Below are 23798 nucleotides of genomic sequence, written 5' to 3'. Positions count from 1 at the left end.
TACCAAAACCTCATCAACCCTCAATCCCCAATCTTCAACAAATTATCACTAGGCGTCCGATCAATCCGCAAACGTCGTGGATCGATCTGCACATACTGCGGACGAACTTTACTGCGCAGTTGGATAGTATTGCGCGCCTGCTTGAGTGACTGCTTATTCAACAGAATTTGATCGCTCTCTTTCTTGATTGGAAATTCTGCGAACAAGGCGATTTCTATGTCGTCGTTGATGGTCTCTTGCTCTTCTGCCCCCGTCGTTTCATTGAGCACATATTTCAGCGCACTTAAATCGACTGTGGTTTCAAATTCGCCGTTCGCTAGTTGTACTGTTTTGGCATCGTGTACGGTGAAATCATGGAACACGATGCGCTTGAATAGATCGTCGATGATCTTGACTTGTGCCGCGTCTGCTTGTTGGTAAAACAGATTGAGTAAGTCTAAGGAAGTTGGCTTGCGTGGATAAGCAAAATTCTGGAGTAAATTGCGTAAGGCCAGATTGATTTTGTCTTCGCCAATTAAATGCATCAGCGCGTACATACTATGTTGCCCTTTGTTGTAATAGATATGCGGTTCCATGCCTACGCTGAACAATGGTCGTTCGGTGTTTTGGCTATACGGACGTTGGCGTAAATATCGATCTATTGCTTGATGTATCGCTTCTAAATTACTTGCTTCGCCTTGGTATTTCTTGCTCATGACGAGTTCTATGTATTTGCATAATACTTCGGTCAACATGGGGTAGCCGCCAACGTAATTTGGATCAACGGCAAATCCGAAAAAGTGGTGTGCAAACTCATGTGAAACACCATTCAATAATGGATTACTTTTTATGCCGCGATTATCTAAATTGAAGAAACGATTTTCTACACCCAAATACATACCCGGCTGCGCGCTACCGAATGATTGCGCTTTGGCGAAGTAAGGGAGTTCGACTACGCTATATTCTTTGTCGGTATACGGCTGTATATGCGTCGCAAAATAATCCATGGTTTGCGTCAAAGCTTCTAGCATTAAGGCATCATCTTTATCGTGCTTAGGGCTGCGATATAGTTGGATGTTCACATCCTTGTGTTGTGCTTTTGTGGTGTGAAAGTCGGCTGCAACGATGGCTAATTGCAATCCTACTTTTTGATGACTCTTGTAGTGAAAATAGCGGCGTCCTTCATCTTGCCATTCTCTTTGTAACTGACCAACCGTGACGACGGTTTGTTGGCTTGCGATGGGCATTGATAGCGTCGCTTCATAGGTCACATTATCGTCTTTGCTCAGTTGATCTTGCGCCGTCGGTGCCGCCAACTCGACCGCTGCCAAGCCATGTTTGAGTCGTTCTTGTTCATCACTAATCATATAGCGTTGATCAAAGCCAAATTGCGGCAACACGTCCTCTAGCTCGATATAGCTACCTCCTTGAGTGACCCAATGTTCGCCATCTAATTTGGTAAATGCATTATGCGTGACATCCAAAGTAAATGTGAGTTGTCTACTCTCCTGCGCCTGCATGGGGTGGTCTAAGACGAACCAATAAGTTTGATAAGCCGCATCATAAGACGCTTGTTTTGCACCTTGCAATTTGACACTGTGTTGAAGGTGAGCTTGCCTCAACACATTCACCATAATCTTATGAATGGTCTTTGATGTTTGATTGCGAATTTGTAACTGGCCTGTAGCTTGATAGGAACGTTGCTCGGGTTGAATATGCAATTCAACCTTGACACTTTCTATACTTGGTTGCGGCATGTTCTTGTATTGTTCGTAGCTCTTTTCGTAATGCGCCATCCAAGCCAACTTCTCTTTGGCGCTCATATAGCTATTGAAAACATTGGTTTGATAGAACACATAGCTACCCGTGCCGATAAAGCTGATGAGGACGCATAACAATAAGACGCGACTTGTCGAGGTCCACTTACGGCTTCCACCATTGCTTATCATATTGCTGAAAATACTGTAGTCGCCACGGCGCCAATAAAGTACAGAAAGCAGCGCGAATAAGCCGCCTAGCGATAGCCAATAGGCGCTAATCCAATGAAAGGCTTCATGGTGATAAATCGTATCCGCCATTTCTGAGTAATAGAATTTGGGAACATACGCGAATACCAACAAAGGATGTTTGATGCTGAAGGTTTTCCAGATGATGTTTAAACAAAATACGCCCATGCCCAATAGCAAACCGATCGCTTTGTTCTTTGCAAATCCCTGCAAAAATAGGCAAAACAAAGCCACCAACAAAATGGGAATGCCCGCGTAGTAATACAGCAGAACATACTGCGAAAGATTAATTTCATGCATGCCACGCTGTAGACCGAGAATCAGTTGGAACGCAATCGCGGTCAACACGCTGAGTGTGATGAAGCTAAACAAAATAGCCACCACATTACAGAGTTTCGCTAGATAAAAAGTGAGATTATTAGTCGGGCTAGCATCGATGATAGCGTGAAAATTCACGGCTCTATCATTCCAATAGAGTTCAACCGCGTACACAATCGCGATCAATTGTCCAAAGATGACTAAGGGTTCAATTAGTGATTCTAAAATCATTCCCGTAGTCGCATAGTAAGGCCGCCCACCATTGATAGGCCCGGTCAAGATTTCGCTCAGCAGATGCACCGCAGTGAAGACGATGGTGATGAGTGCCAACACCAAGAACACGCGACTTTTCGCCAGACTCAAGTATTCCAGTTTGAGTTTAGAAAACCAAATATCGATATGAAAATCTTCCAAGTTGTGGCGTGGATTCACCGCTTTGTATGACTGAATCGGTTCTGCAATCGTTGTTTCTGTAGCCTGCTTTTTCTTTGAATTTTCTTCGAATAATTTGAAAGAAAACTTTTGATAAGTGTAAGCAAACATCGCTGCACTGACGGCAAGCCACAGTAGACGATTGCTCAACAGGCTACCTGCCAACGTTGGTTCTAGTTGATTTCTTTGCGTGCTTGTCCAATAGGCGGACTGCTCAAAAAATGCGATTAGTCCGTAAGGCTCAAGTAAAGCAGAGAAGCCGTAGTTGCCTGCGGTAAGCGGAGAAGAATTGGCGAGGATAGGTGAGTTCCCTAAAACTGAACCGATGATATACAACACATAAACCACGATTGCTGCGACATACATGGCTAAGGTATTTTTAGTAAATATCGCAGTCGAAAATATAATGGAAACACAGAGCAAGACATTCGGCACGATGAAAATCGCGAAACTAGACAAGTAGTAAAACGGATTGAAATTACCTGCCTGTTTCGGATCAAGAAATAGGGCGGTCGTCATCATTGCCAACATCATGATTATCATCACCAATAAGCTCGCTAACATTAAGCCTAAGTAACGACTGACCAGATAAACAAATTTGTCGAGTGGCGTGGTGTAAATGAAGGATTCGAATTTATGCTGGCTATCTCTTAGCAATACCGGCGTCGCTAATACGCACACCAAAAAAATAATATTCGGGGAGATGAAGAGCAAGGTTTGCGTAATCGCGTACGAAGAATTGGCAAAGCTGCGTTGGGTCGTGATGAGTGCAGCTAGTGCAGAAAACAGCAAGACACCTAACCATAGTCCAGCTTGTTTGAGATAGATTTTGAATTCAAACTTGAGCAAGTTACCGAACATATTACCGAACATGTTGTGCTCCTTGCTCAAATTTTTTCAAGGTCGCAAAATACACATCTTCAAGGTTGGCGGACACCAGTTCGAAACCAATTTCTGGCTGGAATTCGCTTTGCACGAGTATCTGTGTTTGACCGACGACTAATCTCTCTGAGATAACATTGTATTTATCTCTGTATTGTTCAGTTTGATTGCGCGGCAGCAGCTTGCTCCAGATCGTGCCATCAATTTCTTGTATCAAATGGGCGGGTTTGCCTTGCAGCCTTACTTCTCCATTGATCAAAATCGCCATGTTAGGACAAAGTTGACTTACGTCTTCAACGATGTGGGTAGACAGAATGACGATCACGTTCTCGCTGATCTCGCATAATAAATTATGAAAGCGATTACGCTCTTGCGGATCGAGTCCGGCGGTGGGTTCATCTACGATGATCAATCGTGGCGAGCCAAGTAGCGCTTGCGCAATACCAAAACGTTGACGCATGCCGCCAGAATAAGAACTCACATCTTTCTTTCTAACGTCGTACAAATTCGTTTGGTGTAGCAATTGTTCGATTTGCGCCTTGCGTGCTTTATGGTCAACCACGCCTTTGAGTAGTGCGATGTGATCGAGCAAGTCATAGCAAGATACTTTGGGATAAACCCCGAATTCTTGCGGTAAATAGCCGAGGCAACTACGTAAGACATTCGGGTTCTGAATCACGTCTTTATTGTCAAAGCTGATTTGCCCATGACTGGCTTGTTGTAGCGTTGCGATGGTACGCATTAAGGTGGATTTGCCAGCGCCATTCGGGCCTAACAATCCAAATAAACCCGGTTCGATATCAAGCGAGATCGCCTTCAAGGCTTGCACGCCATTGTCATAGGTTTTTGAGAGATTACGTAGTGTGAGCATAATTAGAAATTCCGGCTGGTAGCACAAAAAGTATTGATCGATTTCATCATACTGCTAGTAAAATAAAAATAAATAAGCTAATGACGAACGACGCTTAAACCATGTCGAACAACCAATTCACCACTGTAGATCCTTGAAAACGCTCATCAAAATTAGTATTGCGAGTGGCATTTATGCCGCTCTTTTGTATGCCATCTATCGTCTCAATAATGCCGATTTATTGATGGTGTTTGTGACGCTATCATTGATGATTCCTATCGTTTATTTGATCGTCGATAAATACAAGCAAGCGCAAGTCATCGATCATTTACAGCAAGAAACCCTGAAGGCTGAATTGAATTTATTGAAGAGTCAAATTAATCCGCATTTCTTTTTCAATACATTGAATAACTTGTATGGCTTGGCGATTGCCAAATCGGATCTTGCACCAGAAGTCATACATAAGTTGGCGCAAATGATGCGCTTTACGATTTATGATGGACGCAAAGATAGCGTGAGTGTGAAGGAAGAAATCGCCTATCTCGAAAATTTTGTCGAACTCAATCAAATTCGTCAGCAGCATAGAATTGCGATTCGTTTTGATCAACAGATAGAAAACCCTGAGCAACGCATACCGCCCTTATTGTTTATCAATTTATTGGAGAATGCGTTTAAGCACGGTGTAGAGACCTTGAGCCTCGATCCCTTCATTGAATTTAGCTTACGCACGAATGCGAAGTCGATTGCATTTACGATAGAAAATAATTTTGATGCGCAGGTGCTAGAGAAAAATAAACGACAACGTGGGCAAGGTGGCTTAGGGACTGAGAACATAAAGCGACGACTCGCTTTGTTGTTCCCGAATAAGCATCAGTATCGTACCGAGCTTAGCGGTGACCGTTATCGAGCCGAAGTGAATATCGACTTAAGTTAGCAATTCTAAAATAAGGACTACAAAAGAACGACTATGGCTTTAAATTATCTGATTATCGATGATGAACCTATTGTGCATACATTGATTCGGCAATTTGCCGATACATTGGGAAGCTTGCACTTTGTCGGTAGCGCATTTCGTGCTGCGGATGCGCAGGTTTTGCTAGATACGCAAAAAGTGGATTTGATTTTCTTGGATGTTCAAATGCCTGCGCAAAGTGGTTTTGAATTTTTACAAAATCTGGTCGACCCGCCACACGTCATCGTTATTTCTGCACATAAGGATTACGCTTTAGAAAGCTATGAATATGCGATCACCGATTATCTGTTGAAGCCATTTAATTTACAGCGTTTTTCCCATGCGATTGAAAAGGTAGAAAAAGATATCGCCAAACAAGCAGTGCTGCTGCAAGCGCAGTCTGGTAGCACTTCGTCTATGGCAAAACATATTTTCATCAAGGACGACAAAAAGCAGCATCAGGTCGCACTCGATGCGCTTATTTATATTAAAGCGAATGGCAACTTCACCTCGGTCTATCATGCCGATGGCCATATCCTCAGTCAGATGAAAATTTCGGATTTTGAAAAGATTTTGCCGAAGGATAAATTTAGTCGCGTACATCGTTCTTATATCATCGCTCATCATGCGATTAGCTTAATCAGTGCAAATGAAATTGAACTAGGTAGCACGCTCATTCCGGTTGGTCGTGTATACAAAGAACATGTTTCTCGAATTTTAAAATTAGATAAAAATGCTAATTGAGTTGGTTGTTGGTATTTTGTGACACAGCATATTTTTCTTAAATCCTTATGTTTAAACGACTTCACCAATAATGTCATTTCTGTACCTTACTCAAACCAAAATTCCTCTTGATTTGAGTCTCCGCATTGACATATAGTTGGTTGAACCTATGTATGAGGTAGCGCGCATCTAGATCGATATGACCAATCCAACTATCCCCGTATTTTTACAAGGCGCTAATGATGCCGAATCGCTAGCTGCAAGTGATGCTTGTGGTGGTTGCCGAAGCGACAGTCCGTTTGAGATTGAGATTGAATTTGCCTACCAGCCTATCGTCGATTTTGCATCGCGAACTATTTTTGCGCACGAAGCTTTGGTACGTGGTCCAAACGGGGAATCTGCAGCGAGTGTTTTAGCGCAAGTGAATGATCGTAATCGCTATCGTTTTGATCAATTGTGTCGAGTAAAAGCTGTGCAGGGGGCGGCGCGCTTGGGTATGCAAGAATTTTTGTCGATCAATTTCTTACCTAATGCTGTATACAAACCAGAAGTGTGTATTCGAACCACTTTCGAGGCTGCGCGTGAACATAACTTCCCGATTGAGAAAATCATCTTTGAAGTAACCGAAGGCGAGCGCGTTCAAGATCGACCACATTTGGTGAATATCTTTAGACAGTATCGCAATTTCGGTTTTAGAACCGCGATCGACGATTTTGGTGCGGGTTATGCGGGTTTGAATTTACTGTCTGAATATCAGCCCGACATCATTAAGATTGATATGGATTTGGTGCGTGGTATTGATACCGATAAAGCGCGTCAAGCGATTGTAAGAGGGATCGCCACGATCTGCCGAGAATTGAACATTCAGATTTTGGCCGAAGGGATAGAAACACGCGCCGAGCGTGATTTTCTGTTTTCGATTGGCATCAAGTTGATGCAGGGCTACTGGTTTAGTCAGCCTGTTTTTAAAGGCTTGGGAGAGATACCCGCGACTGCTTGGGATTAAGCTTGTTGTCGGTCTAGTATTGTGCGAATCAGCGTAGATTGTCGCTTGAATTTCTTGCTTCAATCTGCGCTGATTCTATATCCACAATAACTATCTTTTTATACTCTTTGCGCTCTTAATTAGTCCCAAGATAGTCGCAGAGTTAGTAAGTCAAATTCAGTTGATAGACCGCAGTCGTACCACTGACTTCATTGCCAACAATGAGCAAGGGTTTGCTATTCGGTGACTTGTCTGCGGCGATCAAAGTTAAACCTTCTGGACCGCGATCACCTGTTAGTGCATTGCGGGTATTGAGGTAAGTTACATAACTAGGTGCGTTTGGATTGCTGACGTCATACACGATCACACCGCCAACACGTTCCATACCGATAAAGGCATAAGTCTTGTTACCAAAAGTACCGACTACCACGCCTTCAGGTTCAGGGCCTTTGCTGGCGCTGCGTCCATCAAGTGTATTGTTGTCATGGCTGGCATTGAACGCAACATTGTTGAGCGCTTTGGTACGTTGCTCCAGTTCATCGCCAGAATCGTAAACACGTACGATGTCGCTAGACCAGATCGAGAATGAACGTGCGCCAAAGGCATATAAATCAGTACAGAGTCCCGCTGCATTTTTACCTGCGCTGCCACCATTTGGTGTCGTGGTGATACGCAAGCGTCCGAGATTGGAATCAAATAACCAGTTAGCTGCATCGCTGCCGAATATTGCTGGATCTAAACCCAGTTTGCAATGCGTGGCTACGCGCGTTTCTTCATTAAATCCAGGCCAATCGGCGCGGGCATCACCTTCATTCGCGGTAATCAAATAAGTGCTTCCATTGATGGTGTAGCGCGCAATCGCGTCAGGTAAATACATGCCTTTTACTGGCTGCGGAACAATTTTAATTGCAGGCGTTCCGCTATTGGTGTTGGTACCGCCATCTTCATCACTTGCATCTAAACCAGCGCCAGCGACATTATGATTTTTAAATCCCAATGGCTTGATTGCGGTGACTTTTGCCGTTGCAATATCGACGATCGCAATCGCATTGTTTTCTTGCAGAGTCACATAAGCCGTTTTGTTATCCGCACTGATGGCGATGTATTCAGGTTCTATATCTTGCGCTGCATTCGCGCCAGGACCGTAGATGCGTACGCCACTGCTGCGTAGCTCGGCTTCTTTACCAATATAGGCTTTGAAGTCCGCTGTGCTAACAGTTGAAGTTCCGCTGCGATTGACTGTGATCACGCTGATTGAGCCTTCTGGATCGACCGAGTCGGCTAAGCCATAGCTATTTGGTTCGCCTTCATTGGCGACCAATAAGCTTTTTCCATCGGAGGTGAAAGTCAGCATATCGGGTAGAGCGCCGACTGTGACGGAGTGCAGCAGTTTCAAATCAGCTGCGTTGTAAAAGGCGACTACGCCAGGTGAAGTTTTTTGTTTTGCTTCGATTGCGAGTGCGACTAAGCCATCATGAACCGCCACACTGTTGACACCACCGCCAAGGCTGCTGACATTGATGGTGCTAATTAATTTCGGCGTAGTTGGGTTAGTTAAGTCGAGCACATCAACAGAACCATTAGCACCATTCACCACAAAGAGTCGCTTGCTGGCAGGATCAAACGCAGTGATCTCCGCAGCACCAAGTGCGACACCATCATAGCTGCCGATTTTCTCTAATGTCATGCTGACTGGCGTTGGTGCAACCGGAGTGGTGGTCTCTTTGACCTCATCGTTACTGCCGCCACAGCCGCTTAAGATAGAGATAGGAATGATGAGAGATGCCATTAAATGGCGTCGGCCAGATTTCAACATGAAGATCCTTCGTAAATTAAAAAATGAAATGAAAATGCACATAAGTACTTCAAATGAGTACTTCAAATCAGCACGCAAAAAAGTACGTAAAAAGTACCTTCGATAGGCGCGTCATTGCCGAACCTAAATTGCTGCTGATTGTTTCAAGTTTTGATGACGAGGATGTGACACGTACGACGATTGGTGATCGTGTTGTTTTGCTGCATGCTTAGTTGACTTGCAAAATAGCTAGATGGAACGCTCACGGTCGAAATCATTCAAGCGCTGATCACCTGTAAAACATTGCGCTAATTTACATGTAATCAGGATTTTTCGAATTTATTCGTCTCTACATTAAAGACGGTATCGGGGATGCGTAGGTGTGGTGCGATGGTATCAGGTGGATCTTCTGGTGCGATGCTGTTCATCCATAAGTCCATTTTGCTATTTGCCATTATGCCGCTATCGGCTTGTAGTTTGTCCTGATGATGTTGTTGCGCTCTTCTTTCTAAGCGGCGCAATTCTTCTTGTGCTGATACGGATTGATGATGCGAAGCGCGAGCCGATGCACTTTGCGTTTTAAGCACGCGTTCTTGTTTTTGTTTTTCGCTTGCTAATTTCGCTTCTTTTTCTTGTCGTGCTTTGATACGTTCTTGTGCGGCTTTGATTTCTGGCGTTTGCTTGAGTGAAGATTTTTTATCGGCACTCTTATCGATGCCTAAAAGTCTTTTGAAGAAGTTCATCGTTCATCCCTAAGTTTATTTTTCTTATGCATGGAAACTCGTGTGTTGAGTTCAATTGCATTATTTCAGTTTGGGTTAAAGCAGAAATTGTGCCTAAGTGCTACGCTTGTTTAATAAGCTAGGGATTTTTGTGATTATCTTTTACAAGATTTGAAGTGCTGAATTTGTTTGGATAGATAGTTTGTGATGAACTTATTTTATGTCTTGCTAGAAGTACGATAAGTCTGCAAATGAATACTGGTCTCGGTATTTTGTATCGCTTTAATCAAACGTATTCTTTCTAGTACGGATGAAAGTTCAGACAAATTAGCTGCGCGTAGACTGGCTAATAAATCCCAGCGACCATTTGTGTCGTGAATTTCTTCTATGCCCGGTTCGCCTAATAAGGAAGCAATAACCGCGCGGGTCTCATTCCCTTCGACGGCGATGCTGATCCATGCATGAATTTCGTTTTGTTGGGCATCGGGACGAAGACGTACCGTATAGCCGACGATGATGCCATCGTCTTCGAGTTTGGTGATGCGATTTGTAATCGTACCGCGTGATACTTTGAGCTTGTGTGCGAGGGTGGCGATGCTCATCCGCGCATCGGTGCGTAACAAGCTGATGAGTTGTTGATCTAGTGCGTCCATTTTGTGTATTTCGTCAAATAATGCTGTCATTTTGGCAGAAATTTGATGAATTTGGTACATTTCTGCTGATTCTGTTTAACATCGACATCCCGTAAGATGCTTCTATCAAAATTTTTTAAGAACTTACGCAAAGTTGTTGCAGCGAGATTCACCGAAATTAGTTGTTCATATTTTTAATGGTGAAGTGCTTAGTTTTCTCTCAGCTGGTTGTAGAAATTTTACGCAAGTTCTCATTAGTAAACCAAATAAACGGAGACCGATATGAGTAACCCAAACCACACTACACAATCCCAACAAGTCATTACACCACGTCGCGCCGTGACGCAATATTTAAGCGCTGAGCGCGTCGCAGAAATTATTCAAAAGCGCGGCATTGGCGCTTGTATTACTGGCGTAGCCTCTTACATCAACCAAGATTTTTTGCGTTGGAATTCTTTCGACAAATGTGCGCGTGTCGCGAACCATTCAGATGTGGGTGTTATCGAATTAATGCCAATCGCTGACGACAAATCGTATGCATTTAAATATGTGAATGGTCACCCAAGTAATTACCGTTTTAATTTACCAACCGTGATGGCATTTGGTGTTTTGGCGGATGTCGAAACAGGTGTGCCTGAATTGGTTAGCGAATTGACTTTGACAACCGCAATCCGCACTGCTGCGATGTCTGCAGTAGCAGCACGCGCATTAGCGCGTGACAATTGCAAAACGATGGCGATCATTGGCAATGGTGCACAAAGCGATTTCCAAGCATTAGCTTTCCACCATTTGCTTGGCGTCGAAATGTTCCATTTGTTTGATATTGATACTGCCGCCACGGATAAATTAGAAGCGAATTTGCGCAAAATGGGTTTGCAAACCAAACGTTTTGCTAGCACCAAAGAGGCAGTGAAAGGCGTGGATATTATTACCACGGTGACCGCAGATAAAACCAATGCGACGATCATCACACCCGATATGGTTGAGCCGGGTATGCATATCAATGGTGTTGGCGGCGATTGCCCAGGTAAGACAGAATTGCACGCAGATGTATTGCGCATGGGACCAGTTTTCTGCGAATTTGAGCCGCAATCGCGTATCGAGGGCGATATGCAGCAAATGCCTGCAGATTTTCCCGTCACTGAATTGTGGACAGTATTGTCGGGCAAAGTTGTGGGGCGTAGCAGTGCGGATCAAGTGACTATTTTTGACTCCGTTGGTTTTGCATTAGAAGACTACTCGGCATTGCGTTTTATGCGCGATGTCGCCGTTGAGATGGGCATGAGTGAAACCTTGTCCTTGATTCCAGCGATGGAAAATCCTAAGAACTTGTTCGGTTTTATTGGTGATCATGCCAATACTGCTCAAACAAGCAATCCTGTCAAACGTACAAGCCCGGCATTTGTGTCATAAGTGCCATAAGAAGAAGTGATTTAGTTACTTCAAAAAAGCAATAAAAGGCCTAGATTTGAAAAAAATCAGGCCTTTTTTGTATGGAAATGTGGATTTCGATAAAAATAATCGCGAATTTTTTAAAAAATCTCGAAACTTGTAAGTATTTGTGTCAACCGGACTGAAGTCGATCACGTTTTTTGCCTAACAGCAGCTTTGTCGAATCCAACAAGACAAAGACATTTAGGGAGTTGTCAAAATGATCTACGAAATTTTAGTTCGCCCATCCTACAATAAATTGATGACATCGGATCATCTGATTTGGGTGGAAAGCAATATGCCTACACGTTTCTTTGAGCAATGGTTGCGTGACCATGCTTTATTGGATGGCAGTGGACGCTCCCCTATCGTTCGTTGGGGTATCGTACAAACGCAACGTCCTGCGCATTTTCAATTGGCAACCCAAGAAACAGCCTTGACTGATCGTATCGCTGAATTAATGAGTGGTGCGACGCATTTAGCAGATATCCCTGCTGTGCGCGTTCCAGTTGCGGCGAAAGCACCTGTATTTTTAGCTGCTTGATCCGCTCGATACGAGTGTGCTTGCATCTAGCTTGCCTTGGTGCGAGCAGGTGCCTCTAGATTGTTGCATCCAACAAACTTCGTCATTCTCGATAAACCGAGCACGCTAGCTCAAGTAGTTTCCTGTTAAAAAAACAAAAAAACTGCCAACAAGTTTGGCAGTTTTTTATTTATCAATGAACACCAGCAAACACTAGTACACACTAAGGAATGATGGCCTAGCATCCTGAGTTAGTCAGAAGTCGAACATCCTATTGGTTTGCATTGAGCGCATTGAGATAATTCAGTTTGGCAGCGTACAAAGCATAGTCTTTTTGATTGATGCTATTTTGTTTCGCTAAATTCAGTTCTTTTTCAGCATCAGCTAATTCACCTAAGCGAAAGTGCGCCAAGCCCAGCCAGAAATGAAACTCATGATAATCAGGCGCGCGTTTTAGTTCTCTTTGAAACATCGCTTTCGCCGCGACATAATCATTCTTATTCATCGCCGCCAAACCTAACTGAAAGAAATGAAACGGTGGATGTGGTTGCAGATCCAATAGCCGTTGGCTTAATTGTTTGGCTTCCGCCACGCGATTAAGATTATTCAGTGTTTGCACCATGTTTGACATGGTTGCTAAACTTTTAGGGTTAAGGATTAATGCCGTGCTTAGCGTACGATAGGCTTGCTCGTGATAATTACGGTGCATGTAGATCACGCCTAGCGTGTTATAGGCAGCCGCAAACTGATCATCTGCCTGAATTGCCGCCCGCGCAAACCAATATGCTTGGTTGTAATCCTTGCGCACTAGCGCTTCCGCTGCGCGATTGTTCATGAACATGGCAACGATGGTATTTTCATCGATTTCTATCGAACGCAAATTGGCGGCTTCACCACGTTGCAAGAAATCGACCACCATGGTTTCTGGCCCAGTACTATCGTTATAGAGTTTTAGTCTTTTTTGTCCGAGCACGACGTTGACGTGTTCACTCGCAAAATAGAGTTCGCCGGCACGACTCCATTCCTCCTCCAGAAATACTTTTTGATAGCTGGTCGTTAATCCCATTGCCTTCGCGAACGCCGCGGTCATAATCACTAGGGATAAGCAATTGCCAGATCGAGACTCAAAGGTGTCAGAGGCATTACGGGTGTAACTGGCATCGTAACGTAATTGCAGTTTGCCCTCATCGTAGAGCGCCATATACAGAGCACGTTGGTCGCTGTGTATTCTTGATTGCTTACGGATTTCACGATCAAGAAATTGATGCATCGAGGGACTGAGCTGGAAGATACTCTCGGCACTGACAAGATCGGTAGGTGCCGCGAACAGCTCGTCATGGAACAGATTATCGTTGGTCAGTGCCACTGGCTTGGTCGCACATCCGCTGATCAGCAACAACTGGCTACAGCACAACACGATGCGTATCAAAATACTTCGCATAGACGCCCATCCAAATTCTTGTAATGAAGATTTGCAGAATAGCTTTTGATTCTGTTACTAGCAAGTTGTTCTTGATCTGGGATGGATGTATTGCGTTTATTCTTTACTTCTATTGATTAATTCACACAGCGGGGCGAGATCGACGTAACTCGAATGGCATTGTGATGCGCAGAATCTAGCATCGTTCTCGCCCATAGGATGTGCTTAGTAAGCTAGTGTGAATCGTTGCTTGAGGTGTTGCGGATACTCTAATTCATCCACCATCGCCACTGCATAGTCTTCTACCGAAATATGGCTCTTGCCGTCTGCGTCGGTAAGGAGTTGATCTTTGCCGAGGCGAAATTGAGCAGTGCGTTGCCCCGGTGCGATCACGCCTGCGGGGCTCAGCATAGTCCAGTTCAGTTCTGTCTCTGCGCGCAATAAATTCAAAGCTTGACGCGCACCTTCTGCAGTTGCTTTATAAGCAGCAGGAAATTCAGGTGTATCAATTAACTGCAAACCTGGTGCGATTTCGAGTGAACCAGCACCTCCAACTACCAGCAAACGCGGCACTTTGGCCGACTTACTTGCTTGAATAATATTCTTGATGCCAGATACATAGTAATCAAGTGTATTCGCTTGCGCATGCCCGCTAAATGCGCTGATCACCGCATCGAAATTGGCAAGCTGTGTGCACAAGCTCGTTAAATCTTGTACGTCGGTCGCTTCTACGCGCAAGTTTTCTTGTGCCGCTAATTTGGCGGGCTGGCTGACGAATGCCGTGACTTGATGTCCGCGGCTAAGTAATTCTTGGCGTAATGCGGAACCGATAAAGCCTGACGCGCCGATGAGTGCGATATTCATGATGAAGTCCTTGTTAAGTTGTAGATGTTAAGACGTAGATGTATGGAGAATTTGTGCTTGTCTGTATTACAGAACTCAGCATGAAACGCAGTATGGGCGAATTAATTGACTAGATAAACCACCAAATCTACAATTCATTGTTCTCATATTCTTATCAATAGAGATTCGATTTTGAGATATGAAGCAGATGAATTGACTTCTGTCGTTGCAATCTCCATAGAAGCAAGTATTCAATCCACGAATAAATCACAAAGACGGAGCCATCATGCCGACTCTCGATCAAATTGATCTCAATGCACTTGGGATTTTCGACGCGGTGGTCGAAGCAGGGAGCTTTACCGCAGCGGCACACCGATTGAATGTGGCGAAGGCGAAGATCAGCGTGCAAATTGCACGTCTAGAACAGCAATTGGGCACCGCTTTATTCACCCGCACCACGCGACGATTGAGTTTGACTGATGCTGGGCGTCAATTGCATGAGCAATGCCAACCAGCTTTATTAGGGTTGCAAGATGCTATCTTACAAGTGGGGGCGGCGAATAAAGCCCTGACTGGGGTGTTAAGAATTGCCACCAGCGTGATGCATGCCAGTCAATCCTTGGCACCTTCAGTGGCACGCTTTGCTGCCTTACATCCCGATTTGCGTATTGATTTGCGCAGTAACGACCGCATTAGTGATCTAGTCACTGATGGCATCGATTTATCGTTTCGTATGGGCTGGCTACGTGATTCGTCACAGCGGGCGATCAAGTTGAGTGAGTTTGATCAAATCTTGCTAGCGGCACCTGCCTATTTGAAAAAACATGGGCATCCTCAATTGCCACAAGACTTGCGTAATCATGCCTGGATTGCTTTAAACCTTTTGCCCACGCCATTAACTTGGCAGTTCAGTCATATTGATGGTGAGATGCAGACGGTACATATGCGGTCCCGCTTACAAGTTGATGCACCAAGTAGTTTATTGGCTTTGCTGCAGCAAGGTGCGGGGATTTCGGTGATGGATTCGATGAGTGCAAAATCAGAAATGCAGAGTGGGAAGTTACAACACTTACTGCCCGAATGGCGACTGCCATCCGGTGGCATTTATGCAGTGCTACCACCGGGTCGTCATGTGCCGCACAAGGTGAGAGCATTTATTGATTTCTATCGGGCGCAATTACAAGACTACGCAGCAAATTAGCACCCGCCCGAATTTTTGAAAAAGTGATGCTCTCTACGCCTGCACTCTGTGAGGCAGAGATGTGATCTTTCTCGTCTTCACCACGTCCCTGCCTCGCTTTGGTGCTTAGTGCTCAGCCTCACTTTCTAGCGCGTATGCTCAAGTCGTTTATGTTTCAATGAGGACCAAAACGACGCCACGATGAATGCAACGCCAATCAATCCGGTAAAGATTTCTGGAATATGAAATTTCATACTCGCAAACATGATTAAGGCCAAAATGCCAATCGCATAATGTGCACCATGTTCAAGATAAACATACTCTTCGAGCGTGCCTTGGCGCACTAAATACACAGTCATTGAACGCACAAACAAAGCGCCGATTGCAAGACCCAACATAATAATGACCACGTCGCTGGTGATAGCAAATGCACCTATCACGCCATCAAATGAAAATGAGGCGTCAAGCACTTCTAAATACAAAAAGCCGCCAATGCCGCCAGTTTTAACAACCGCGCCGACATTGACATCCGTTGCTTCTTCTTTTTCTAGCAAGCTGCTGATGAAGTCAACACCAACGTACACGATGATGCCCCACACGCCAGATAATAAGACAGCATATTGTTGTGACGCTTCGACCAAACTGACGCTACCAACCACGACGCCAAGTGCAATCAACACAGGGATGGAACTGATACGACCAAAGCTGGCGATTTTGGCTTCGACATTGCCAAGCCAGTGCATTTCTTTTTCATCATCCAATAAGAAATTGAGAAATACCAGCAATAAGAAAACACCACCAAAAGCAGCTACTTCAGCATGATGATTAATTAGATGTGTGGAGAATTCCTTAGGATTGTCGATCGCCAAGTTCCAAACTTCAGCCAATCCCAAATCTGCCGCAACGGCTACGATCACCAGAGGGAAAACCAAGCGCATACCAAATACCGCGATGATAATACCCACTGTTAAAAATAGAGTTTGCCAAAATGCATCCCAATTCTTTAAGACAGAAGCATTGACGACGGCATTATCAAATGACAGCGAGATTTCTAATATCGCCAAAATCATCGCAATACCAAGCGCACTGGCTGCCGCAGTCACACCGCCATGGGTGTAACCCCAATAGGTTGCGATGCCTAAGCAAATCAGAGAAATAAGAATAGATAATCGAAAATGTTGCATACTTGTTTAGTCCAAATAGAAAAGTCCGACGCATGTGAGGTCGGACAGAAAATGAACTGCGAGAGTGCCACACAATGGGATGCTGGTGCAAGCTGTAATCAACCGATGGTGGGATAAAAAAGCAGAATTTGACTTAGAAGTTTAATCATTAGAAGTTTAATCAGTAAGCGCGGCCTCGCGCACGAACTGCTTTAGTTGAGGTATGCAAGACCCGCAATTGGTACCACAAGCTAAAGCTTGTTGTAACTGACTAAGTCGCTGTTTCTCATCTCCGTTATGCAAGCTTAGCGAATGTTTGATTTGTTGCGCCTTGATATTGAAACATGTACACACGACTTGATTATCTTGTTGGCCACCAGAGACCTTGCTCACGGCAGGCTGAGATCGGGCGAGCAAGGTGGGTGTAATCGTTAGCGCTTCTTCATCTAATAGCAATTGTTTGAGCCAATTTTCTGCTGCAATATCGCCTGCTAAAGAAAAACCCGCGATACATTTTTGGGGAAGTGTAGTTTGTTTCGTCTCAATTAAAATTTTGCGCCCAGTCCCACGTTTGATATCGTCGTATTGCAACACAAACTCGCCATGCAAGCCAAGTAGGCGTTCAATCGCGTGTATAACCTCCGCTGCAACCGCAATGCTATGCGCAGCACGAAATAATAGACCTTGACGCTCGCGTCCAAATAGCACGCAACTCGCGTAAGTGAAGTGAGGATAATAGCGGCGCAGCGTTTGTTGTACATTGAAGATCTGTGAGGAATCAACCCAAGCACAGGCGAGGAATTGCCATGCCAAGTCAATTTTGCTGATTTTGACCGCACTGTGTTTTAGCTCTGGCTGTTTAGAAATAGGATCAAAGCGCGGATTACATAAGCTATTCACACCGAATAGGGCTTGATTCGCTTGGCAACCCGAGACAAACTCTTCACCCCAATGCATGGCGATAAAGCTCTGCCCAGCCTTGAGTTGCGCACTCGCTTTTGCGATCAGGATTTGTGTCCCTCGTTGATTACTGACTTCGACAAGATCACCATCATTGATGAAGCTGCGTTGCATATCTTGAGTTGCCATTTCTATGCAAGGCTCAGGCGCATGGGCATACAGTTGCGCGACCAAACCGGTGCGACTCATGCCATGCCACTGATCACGCAAGCGTCCAGTATTTAAAGCAAATGGGTGTCGTGGTGTGATTTTTTCAGCAGGTGCTACATAGCTGCAATTGATAAAGCGTGCTTTACCACTTGTATTGGCGAATTGATGGTCTTGATATAGACGATTTTTGCCTTTGGTGGCACCAGCAGGGAAGGGCCATTGTTGCGGCCCATGATTTTCTAGGAATGTATAAGACAAACCATTGATGTCGAGATCCCGTCCCGCAGTGCTGTCACGGTGTTCATTCCAAATCGTCTCAGGATGGTCGTAAGCAAAATCGGGTTTTGTTTTATTTAATTTTCGTCCCAATTTTTGTGCGAACTGTGTGGCAATTTGCCAGTCGTGGCGGGCTTCCCCGATGGCTGGTAACGCAGCACGTACGCGAGAGATTCTACGTTCAGAGTTGGTTACGGTACCGGACTTTTCTGACCAGGTCGAAGCAGGCAAAAGTACATCTGCATACGCTACCGTCGCGGTGTTGTGATATGCCTCTTGCACAATCACCAGCTCTGCTTTTTCTAATGCTGCGCGTATTAAATTTTGATCCGGCATCGATTGCGCTGGATTGGTACAGACGATCCAAATAATTTTGATCTTACCTGTACGCACGGCTTCAAACATCTCCACCGCAGTTTTGCCAGCTTGTTCGGGAACCTCAGGTATTTCCCACATGGCGGCAACTTCAGCACGATGTTCAGGATTGTTCAAATCGCGATGTGCTGACAGTAAATTTGCCATACCACCTACTTCACGACCGCCCATCGCATTTGGCTGTCCAGTTAAAGAAAAAGGACCAGCACCGGGTTTGCCGATTTGCCCAGTCGCCAGATGCAGATTAATCAAGGCGCTATTTTTTGCAGTACCTGCGCTCGATTGATTTAGGCCTTGGCAATACAGCGATAATGCCGCTTTGCTTTGCCCAAACCAACGCGCCGCTTGAATCAAATCTTTTTCAGCGATGCCGCAAATTTGCGCAGTAAATGCGGGCGTGAAATCACGCACTGTTTGTTTGAGTTCAGCAAAACCTTCAGTATGTTCTGCGATAAATTGGGTATCGATTAAATCTTCCCACAAACATAAATGCAGCATGCCGTGAAACAGCGCCACATCAGTGCCGGGTAAAATCGCCAGATGCAAATCAGCGTCTCGAGCGGTATCGGTACGACGCGGATCAACCACGATTACTTTGAGAGTGGGATTGTTCTCACGCGCCTGTTCTATGCGGCGATATAAAATTGGATGAGCATAAGCGGTATTCGAGCCAGCGATAAAAATTAAGTCCGCTAGTTCGATATCTTCATAACTGCAAGGCGGCGCATCGGCACCCAAACTTTGCTTATAACCAGCGACTGCGCTTGACATGCAAAGCCGTGAATTACTGTCGATGTTATTGGTACCGATCAAGCCTTTTGCTAGTTTGTTGAAGACGTAATAATCCTCGGTCAGTAATTGACCGGAGATGTAGAAGCCGATGCTGTCTACACCGTGCGTTTGTATGCAATCTGCGAATTTATCTGCCAACGTTTCTAAGCAAACATCCCAATTCACACGCTGTCTTTCTTGATTGCGTGCAGTGCGCATTTCGGGATACAGTGCGCGTACCTGTTGTTGCAATAGTGGCTGAGCCGTCAAATGTAAATTACTACCCTTGCTGCACAACTTCCCAAAATTCGCAGGATGCGCCGGATCACCACGCACCCCGATAACTTGAGCGCCATCGGATTCGATGATCACACCGCAACCAACGCCGCAATAACAACAGGTAGATTTAGTTTCTAGCATCGTATTTAACCTTGATCGTAGGCGTTGATTGGCGTTAAGAATCGATCGCTAACGTGAGTAATTCCTGCGTACATAAATACACTTGATCGGCTTCCACTTTGACACTAAATTTTTGCGTGCAACCTTCGTCAGGCGAGACGGCGCAACCAGTCGGTAATTCGATATTCCAGTTGTGCAAAGGGCAGGCGACTTTTTCACCGAAGACGATGCCTTGCGATAAGGGGCCGCCTTTGTGCGGACATTTGTCCAATAATGCGAAGACTTTGTCTTCCTTGTTTCTGAAGATAGCGACATCGGTTTGCGCTGGACGTTTGACTACGCGCGCACCGAGTACAGGAATGTCGTCTATGCGACAGATGATTTGCCATTCTTTGGACATAGGTTTTCCTTTTCAATCAAAGATTTTTATGCACCAGCATCTACCTAAACTTGAGTTTCGATTAATGCTCCTTCCCCTTCAAGGGGAAGGTTGGGATGGGGATGGGTTACCACAATTGAGCGCTATCAGCTTTCTTCATTCAACCTATCCCCACCCTAGCCCGTCCACTGCGCTGCAATCATGCAGCTTAGAATCGGTCAGACGAAGAAACAGGTTTTTTCGTCTGACCGATTCCCCTTGAAGGGGAGGGGACTTTCATCGAACTTCAAATTTTTGTAGAAGCTCTTATCTAGAGTGCTGTTTAGGTGAGAAATCGGGTGTTAATAATCCTAGCCCGACAAGCGCTCAAACTGCCGCGTATCCACTTGCGCCTTCTCCGGTTCATGCCAAGGATCCGCTTCACCTTCCAGCGAGAACAGCAAGCGTTGATACAGTTCTTTACGTCGCGCAGCATTTTCTAAAATTTGTTGTTTGACGTAATCAAGGCCAACGCGGGCGATGTAGTGCACAGTACGTTCTAAGTACCAACCTTCTTCGCGATACAGTTGTAGAAATGCGCCTGTATATTCCATGACTTCTTGGTGGGTCTTGAGCTTGACTAAGAATTGAGCGACTTCCGTTTTGATGCCACCATTCCCGCCCACATACACTTCCCAACCAGAGTCGACGCCGATCACACCAACGTCTTTAATTCCGGCTTCAGCACAATTACGCGGGCAACCCGATACTGCGAGTTTGACTTTGTGTGGCGCGTACATGCGTGCCAATTCGCGTTCTAATTGTTGCCCCATCAACGTCGAATTTTGCGTGCCAAAGCGGCACCATTCGCTGCCCACGCAAGTCTTCACCGTGCGCAACCCTTTGGCATAGGCGAGGCCGGATGGCATGCCCAGATCTTGCCAAACTGCGCGTAAGTCTTCCTTCTTCACGCCGAGTAAATCGATACGCTGACCGCCAGTGACTTTGACGGTGGGGATCTTAAATTTGTCGACGACGTCGGCAATCCTACGTAACTCGGAAGCATTGGTTTCGCCACCCCACATACGCGGAATGACCGAGTAAGTCCCATCTTTTTGGATATTTGCATGGGAGCGCTCGTTGATGTAGCGCGATTGCGGATCATCCACTGCTTCTTTCGGCCAAGTTGAAATGAGATAGTAATTCAAAGCAGGGCGGCAACTGGCGCAACCATTCGGCGTGCGCCATTCCATGAATTGTTGAACCGCTGCCACGGTCAATAAATGATTGGCTTTGATCGCTTCACGCACTGCATGATGCGAGTGGTCGGTACATGAGCACATGGCCTTGGCTTTCGGTGTAGCTGAATAATCGCCACCTGCTGTGAACATAATGATTTGTTCGACCAAGCCTGTGCACGAACCGCAGGATGCCGAAGCCTTGGTGTGTTTGCGTACATCTTCTAAGGTAAATAATCCCTTTTCTTTAATCGCTTTGACGATCGTCCCTTTGCATACGCCATTGCAACCGCAGACTTCAGCATTGTCTGGCATCGCTGCGGCTTTGGTGTGACCTTCATGGCCAACGTCGCCAGTATTTGATTCCCCGAACATCAGCGAATCACGTATCTCGGCGATGTTTTTACCCTCTCGTAGCAATTTGAAATACCAACTGCCATCGACGGTGTCACCATACAGACAAGCGCCGATGAGTTTGTCGTCTTTCAGCACGAGTTTTTTGTAGACGCCGCCGATAGGATCAGACAAGATAATTTCTTCGGTATCTTTACCGCCGGAGAAATCACCAGCCGAAAAAAGATCAATGCCGGTCACTTTGAGTTTGGTCGAGGTGACTGATCCTTGATAACGACCAATGCCAAAATTTGCCAAATGATTTGCGCAAACTTTTGCCATCTCGAATAAAGGTGCGACCAAGCCATACACTGTGCCGCGATGATTTACGCATTCGCCGACCGCATAAATACGCGGGTCATAAGTTTGCATGGTGTCGTTCACAATCAAACCGCGATTGCAATACAGCCCGGCGGATTCTGCTAAGGTAGTATTCGGGCGAATGCCCACTGCCATGACGACTAGCTGCGTAGGAATTTCTAAACCATCAGAAAAACGAATGGCTTTGACGTGACCGTTTTCATCACCGAGCAGGGCTTCGGTATTTTTTTCCAATAGAAAATTGAGCCCGCGATCTTCTAAGGATTTTTGCAGCATCTTGCCAGCCGTTACATCGAGCTGCCTATCCATCAGCCATGCGGGTAAATGTACAACTGATACGTTCATGCCGCGCATCTTTAAACCATTCGCGGCTTCTAGACCGAGTAGTCCGCCACCGATGACAACCGCATGGGTATGCTCTGCCGCTGCAGCGATCATGGCATTGGTATCGTGGATGTCGCGATAGGCAATCACGCCTTGTAAATCTTTGCCCGGCACGGGCAACATGAATGGTGTAGAGCCGGTGGCGATCAGTAGTCGATCGTACTCGGTTTCCATACCGTTTTCGGCGATCACGACGCGTTTATAACGATCAATTTTGACGATCTTTTTTCCCAGATGGAGATTGATATTATTCTCTGCATACCAGTCGACATCATTGAGCATAATGTCTTTGATCGTCTGTTCGCCTGCCAATACGGGCGACAACAAAATGCGATTGTAGTTGGCATAAGGTTCTGCGCCAAAGACCGTGATGTCGTACAAATCCGGCGAAATTTTCAGCAATTCTTCTAAGGTGCGCACACCTGCCATTCCATTGCCGACCATGACGAGTTTGAGTTTTTTCATGATGTTTTCTCTTGGTAATTCGGGTCTAGTGTGACTGGTTTAAGCGACTTCTTTGCTAGGATGCGATTGGCGGTGATATAAAAACTCCAGCACCGCGCTGCGATATTTCGCATATTGCGCATCGTTGGCTAGCGCGACCCGTTCACGTGGTCGTGCTAATTCCACCGATAGCACTTCTCCGATAGTCGCGGCTGGGCCGTTGGTAAGCATCACGATTTTGTCAGACAGGAGTACAGCTTCATCGACATCATGCGTGACCATCACCACCGTCGATTGCGTCTTGGCGACGATCTTGAGTAACTCATCTTGAAGGTGCGCGCGCGTCAGTGCATCGAGTGCGCCGAAAGGCTCATCCATTAATAGAACTTTCGGTTCGATGGCGAGCGCGCGAGCGATGCCAACGCGTTGTTTCATGCCCCCCGAGATTTCATGTGGGCGCTTTTTATCCGCCGCAGTCAAACCCACCAGTGCCAAGGCATTGCGGGTGCGATTGATTAATTCCGCTTTATTTTCTGTGGCCGCGAATACGCGTTCCACTGCTAAATAGACGTTTTCAAAACAGGTGAGCCAAGGCAGCAGCGAATGATTTTGAAACACCACACCGCGTTCTGGCGACGGACCAGCGATTTCACGATTCGCGCATAACAGCGCACCAGAAGTCGCGCTGGTTAAGCCCGCAATCAAATTGAGTAAAGTGGATTTGCCGCAACCAGAGTGACCAATCAGGCTAATGAATTCACCTCTCGCAATCCGCAAATTGATATCGCGTAACGCATGAAAACTGCCCTTCTTGGTGTCGAAACGCATATCTACATGTTGGACTTCGATATACTTTTTATCGTTTGCTTCGGCAGTGTTTAGCTTTTCCATAT

19 protein-coding genes are annotated in these 23798 nt (G+C 45.6%); 7 read left to right on the top strand and 12 right to left on the bottom strand.

What is annotated here, in order from left to right; genetic code table 11:
* Window positions 1-20: 20 nt before the first annotated feature.
* Window positions 21-3608 carry a M1 family aminopeptidase gene (locus IE103_RS11715; protein WP_189346278.1) on the bottom strand — a complete coding sequence of 1196 codons (3588 nt, stop codon included), beginning with the start codon at window positions 3606-3608 and terminating at the stop codon, window positions 21-23.
* Window positions 3598-4488 carry an ABC transporter ATP-binding protein gene (locus tag IE103_RS11710; protein WP_189346277.1) on the bottom strand — a complete coding sequence of 297 codons (891 nt, stop codon included), beginning with the start codon at window positions 4486-4488 and terminating at the stop codon, window positions 3598-3600. The genes IE103_RS11715 and IE103_RS11710 overlap by 11 nt, the downstream gene beginning before the upstream one ends.
* 133 nt (window positions 4489-4621) lie before the next feature.
* On the opposite strand from IE103_RS11710, the gene IE103_RS11705 reads away from it, so the two are divergent.
* From IE103_RS11705 to IE103_RS11695, 3 genes are all read left to right on the top strand, one after another.
* Window positions 4622-5401, top strand: coding sequence for a sensor histidine kinase (locus IE103_RS11705; RefSeq protein WP_189346276.1), 780 nt, complete (start codon window positions 4622-4624; stop codon window positions 5399-5401).
* A gap of 33 nt (window positions 5402-5434) precedes the next feature.
* Window positions 5435-6163 carry a LytR/AlgR family response regulator transcription factor gene (locus tag IE103_RS11700; RefSeq protein WP_189346275.1) on the top strand — a complete coding sequence of 243 codons (729 nt, stop codon included), beginning with the start codon at window positions 5435-5437 and terminating at the stop codon, window positions 6161-6163.
* A 178-nt stretch (window positions 6164-6341) separates the two neighbouring features.
* Window positions 6342-7148 carry an EAL domain-containing protein gene (locus IE103_RS11695; protein WP_189346274.1) on the top strand — a complete coding sequence of 269 codons (807 nt, stop codon included), beginning with the start codon at window positions 6342-6344 and terminating at the stop codon, window positions 7146-7148.
* Between the two features lie 142 nt (window positions 7149-7290).
* On the opposite strand, the gene IE103_RS11690 is transcribed toward IE103_RS11695, so the two are convergent.
* Complete coding sequence (locus tag IE103_RS11690) at window positions 7291-8943, bottom strand: choice-of-anchor I family protein (RefSeq protein WP_229827235.1); 1653 nt, start codon at window positions 8941-8943, stop codon at window positions 7291-7293.
* Between the two features lie 53 nt (window positions 8944-8996).
* Here IE103_RS11690 and IE103_RS11685 point away from each other — a divergent pair, with 53 nt between their 5' ends.
* Window positions 8997-9155 carry a hypothetical protein gene (locus IE103_RS11685; protein WP_189346273.1) on the top strand — a complete coding sequence of 53 codons (159 nt, stop codon included), beginning with the start codon at window positions 8997-8999 and terminating at the stop codon, window positions 9153-9155.
* A 90-nt stretch (window positions 9156-9245) separates the two neighbouring features.
* Here IE103_RS11685 and IE103_RS11680 read toward each other — a convergent pair whose 3' ends face one another.
* Together IE103_RS11680 and IE103_RS11675 are read right to left on the bottom strand one after the other, a co-directional pair.
* The gene (locus IE103_RS11680) at window positions 9246-9665 is read right to left on the bottom strand and encodes a hypothetical protein (protein ID WP_189346272.1); all 420 of its coding nucleotides are present in this window, start codon (window positions 9663-9665) and stop codon (window positions 9246-9248) included.
* Between the two features lie 197 nt (window positions 9666-9862).
* On the bottom strand, window positions 9863-10297 hold the full coding sequence (locus IE103_RS11675; protein ID WP_189346371.1) for an Lrp/AsnC family transcriptional regulator: 435 nt from the start codon (window positions 10295-10297) through the stop codon (window positions 9863-9865).
* 261 nt (window positions 10298-10558) lie between these two features.
* On the opposite strand from IE103_RS11675, the gene IE103_RS11670 reads away from it, so the two are divergent.
* Window positions 10559-11689 carry an ornithine cyclodeaminase gene (locus IE103_RS11670; protein ID WP_189346271.1) on the top strand — a complete coding sequence of 377 codons (1131 nt, stop codon included), beginning with the start codon at window positions 10559-10561 and terminating at the stop codon, window positions 11687-11689.
* 238 nt (window positions 11690-11927) lie between these two features.
* Complete coding sequence (locus IE103_RS11665; protein ID WP_189346270.1) at window positions 11928-12251, top strand: hypothetical protein; 324 nt, start codon at window positions 11928-11930, stop codon at window positions 12249-12251.
* Window positions 12252-12501: 250 nt separating this feature from the next.
* Here IE103_RS11665 and IE103_RS11660 read toward each other — a convergent pair whose 3' ends face one another.
* Together IE103_RS11660 and IE103_RS11655 are read right to left on the bottom strand one after the other, a co-directional pair.
* Complete coding sequence (locus tag IE103_RS11660; protein ID WP_189346269.1) at window positions 12502-13671, bottom strand: tetratricopeptide repeat protein; 1170 nt, start codon at window positions 13669-13671, stop codon at window positions 12502-12504.
* A gap of 204 nt (window positions 13672-13875) precedes the next feature.
* Window positions 13876-14514: an NAD(P)-dependent oxidoreductase gene (locus IE103_RS11655; RefSeq protein ID WP_189346268.1), complete on the bottom strand. Its 639-nt coding sequence runs from the start codon at window positions 14512-14514 to the stop codon at window positions 13876-13878.
* A 265-nt stretch (window positions 14515-14779) separates the two neighbouring features.
* Between IE103_RS11655 and IE103_RS11650 the strand changes: the two genes are divergently transcribed.
* Window positions 14780-15694: a LysR family transcriptional regulator gene (locus IE103_RS11650; protein WP_189346267.1), complete on the top strand. Its 915-nt coding sequence runs from the start codon at window positions 14780-14782 to the stop codon at window positions 15692-15694.
* 125 nt (window positions 15695-15819) lie between these two features.
* On the opposite strand, the gene IE103_RS11645 is transcribed toward IE103_RS11650, so the two are convergent.
* From IE103_RS11645 to IE103_RS11625, 5 genes are all read right to left on the bottom strand, one after another.
* The gene (locus IE103_RS11645) at window positions 15820-16857 is read right to left on the bottom strand and encodes a DUF475 domain-containing protein (RefSeq protein WP_189346266.1); all 1038 of its coding nucleotides are present in this window, start codon (window positions 16855-16857) and stop codon (window positions 15820-15822) included.
* Between the two features lie 156 nt (window positions 16858-17013).
* Window positions 17014-19788: a nitrate reductase gene (locus IE103_RS11640; RefSeq protein WP_189346265.1), complete on the bottom strand. Its 2775-nt coding sequence runs from the start codon at window positions 19786-19788 to the stop codon at window positions 17014-17016.
* 34 nt (window positions 19789-19822) lie between these two features.
* Window positions 19823-20167 (bottom strand): nitrite reductase small subunit NirD, encoded by a 345-nt coding sequence (nirD, locus tag IE103_RS11635; RefSeq protein WP_189346264.1) that lies wholly within the window; start codon window positions 20165-20167, stop codon window positions 19823-19825.
* 329 nt (window positions 20168-20496) lie between these two features.
* Window positions 20497-22926: a nitrite reductase large subunit NirB gene (nirB, locus tag IE103_RS11630; protein WP_189346263.1), complete on the bottom strand. Its 2430-nt coding sequence runs from the start codon at window positions 22924-22926 to the stop codon at window positions 20497-20499.
* 39 nt (window positions 22927-22965) lie between these two features.
* On the bottom strand, window positions 22966-23796 hold the full coding sequence (locus IE103_RS11625; RefSeq protein WP_189346262.1) for an ABC transporter ATP-binding protein: 831 nt from the start codon (window positions 23794-23796) through the stop codon (window positions 22966-22968).
* Window positions 23797-23798: the final 2 nt, after the last annotated feature.

The sequence above is a fragment of the Affinundibacterium macrobrachii genome (assembly GCF_014652415.1).
GTDB classification, from domain to species: Bacteria; Pseudomonadota; Gammaproteobacteria; order Burkholderiales; family Burkholderiaceae_D; genus Undibacterium; species Undibacterium macrobrachii.
The sequence above is the reverse complement of the archived record's forward strand: the minus strand, read 5'-3'. Positions and strand labels throughout refer to the sequence as shown.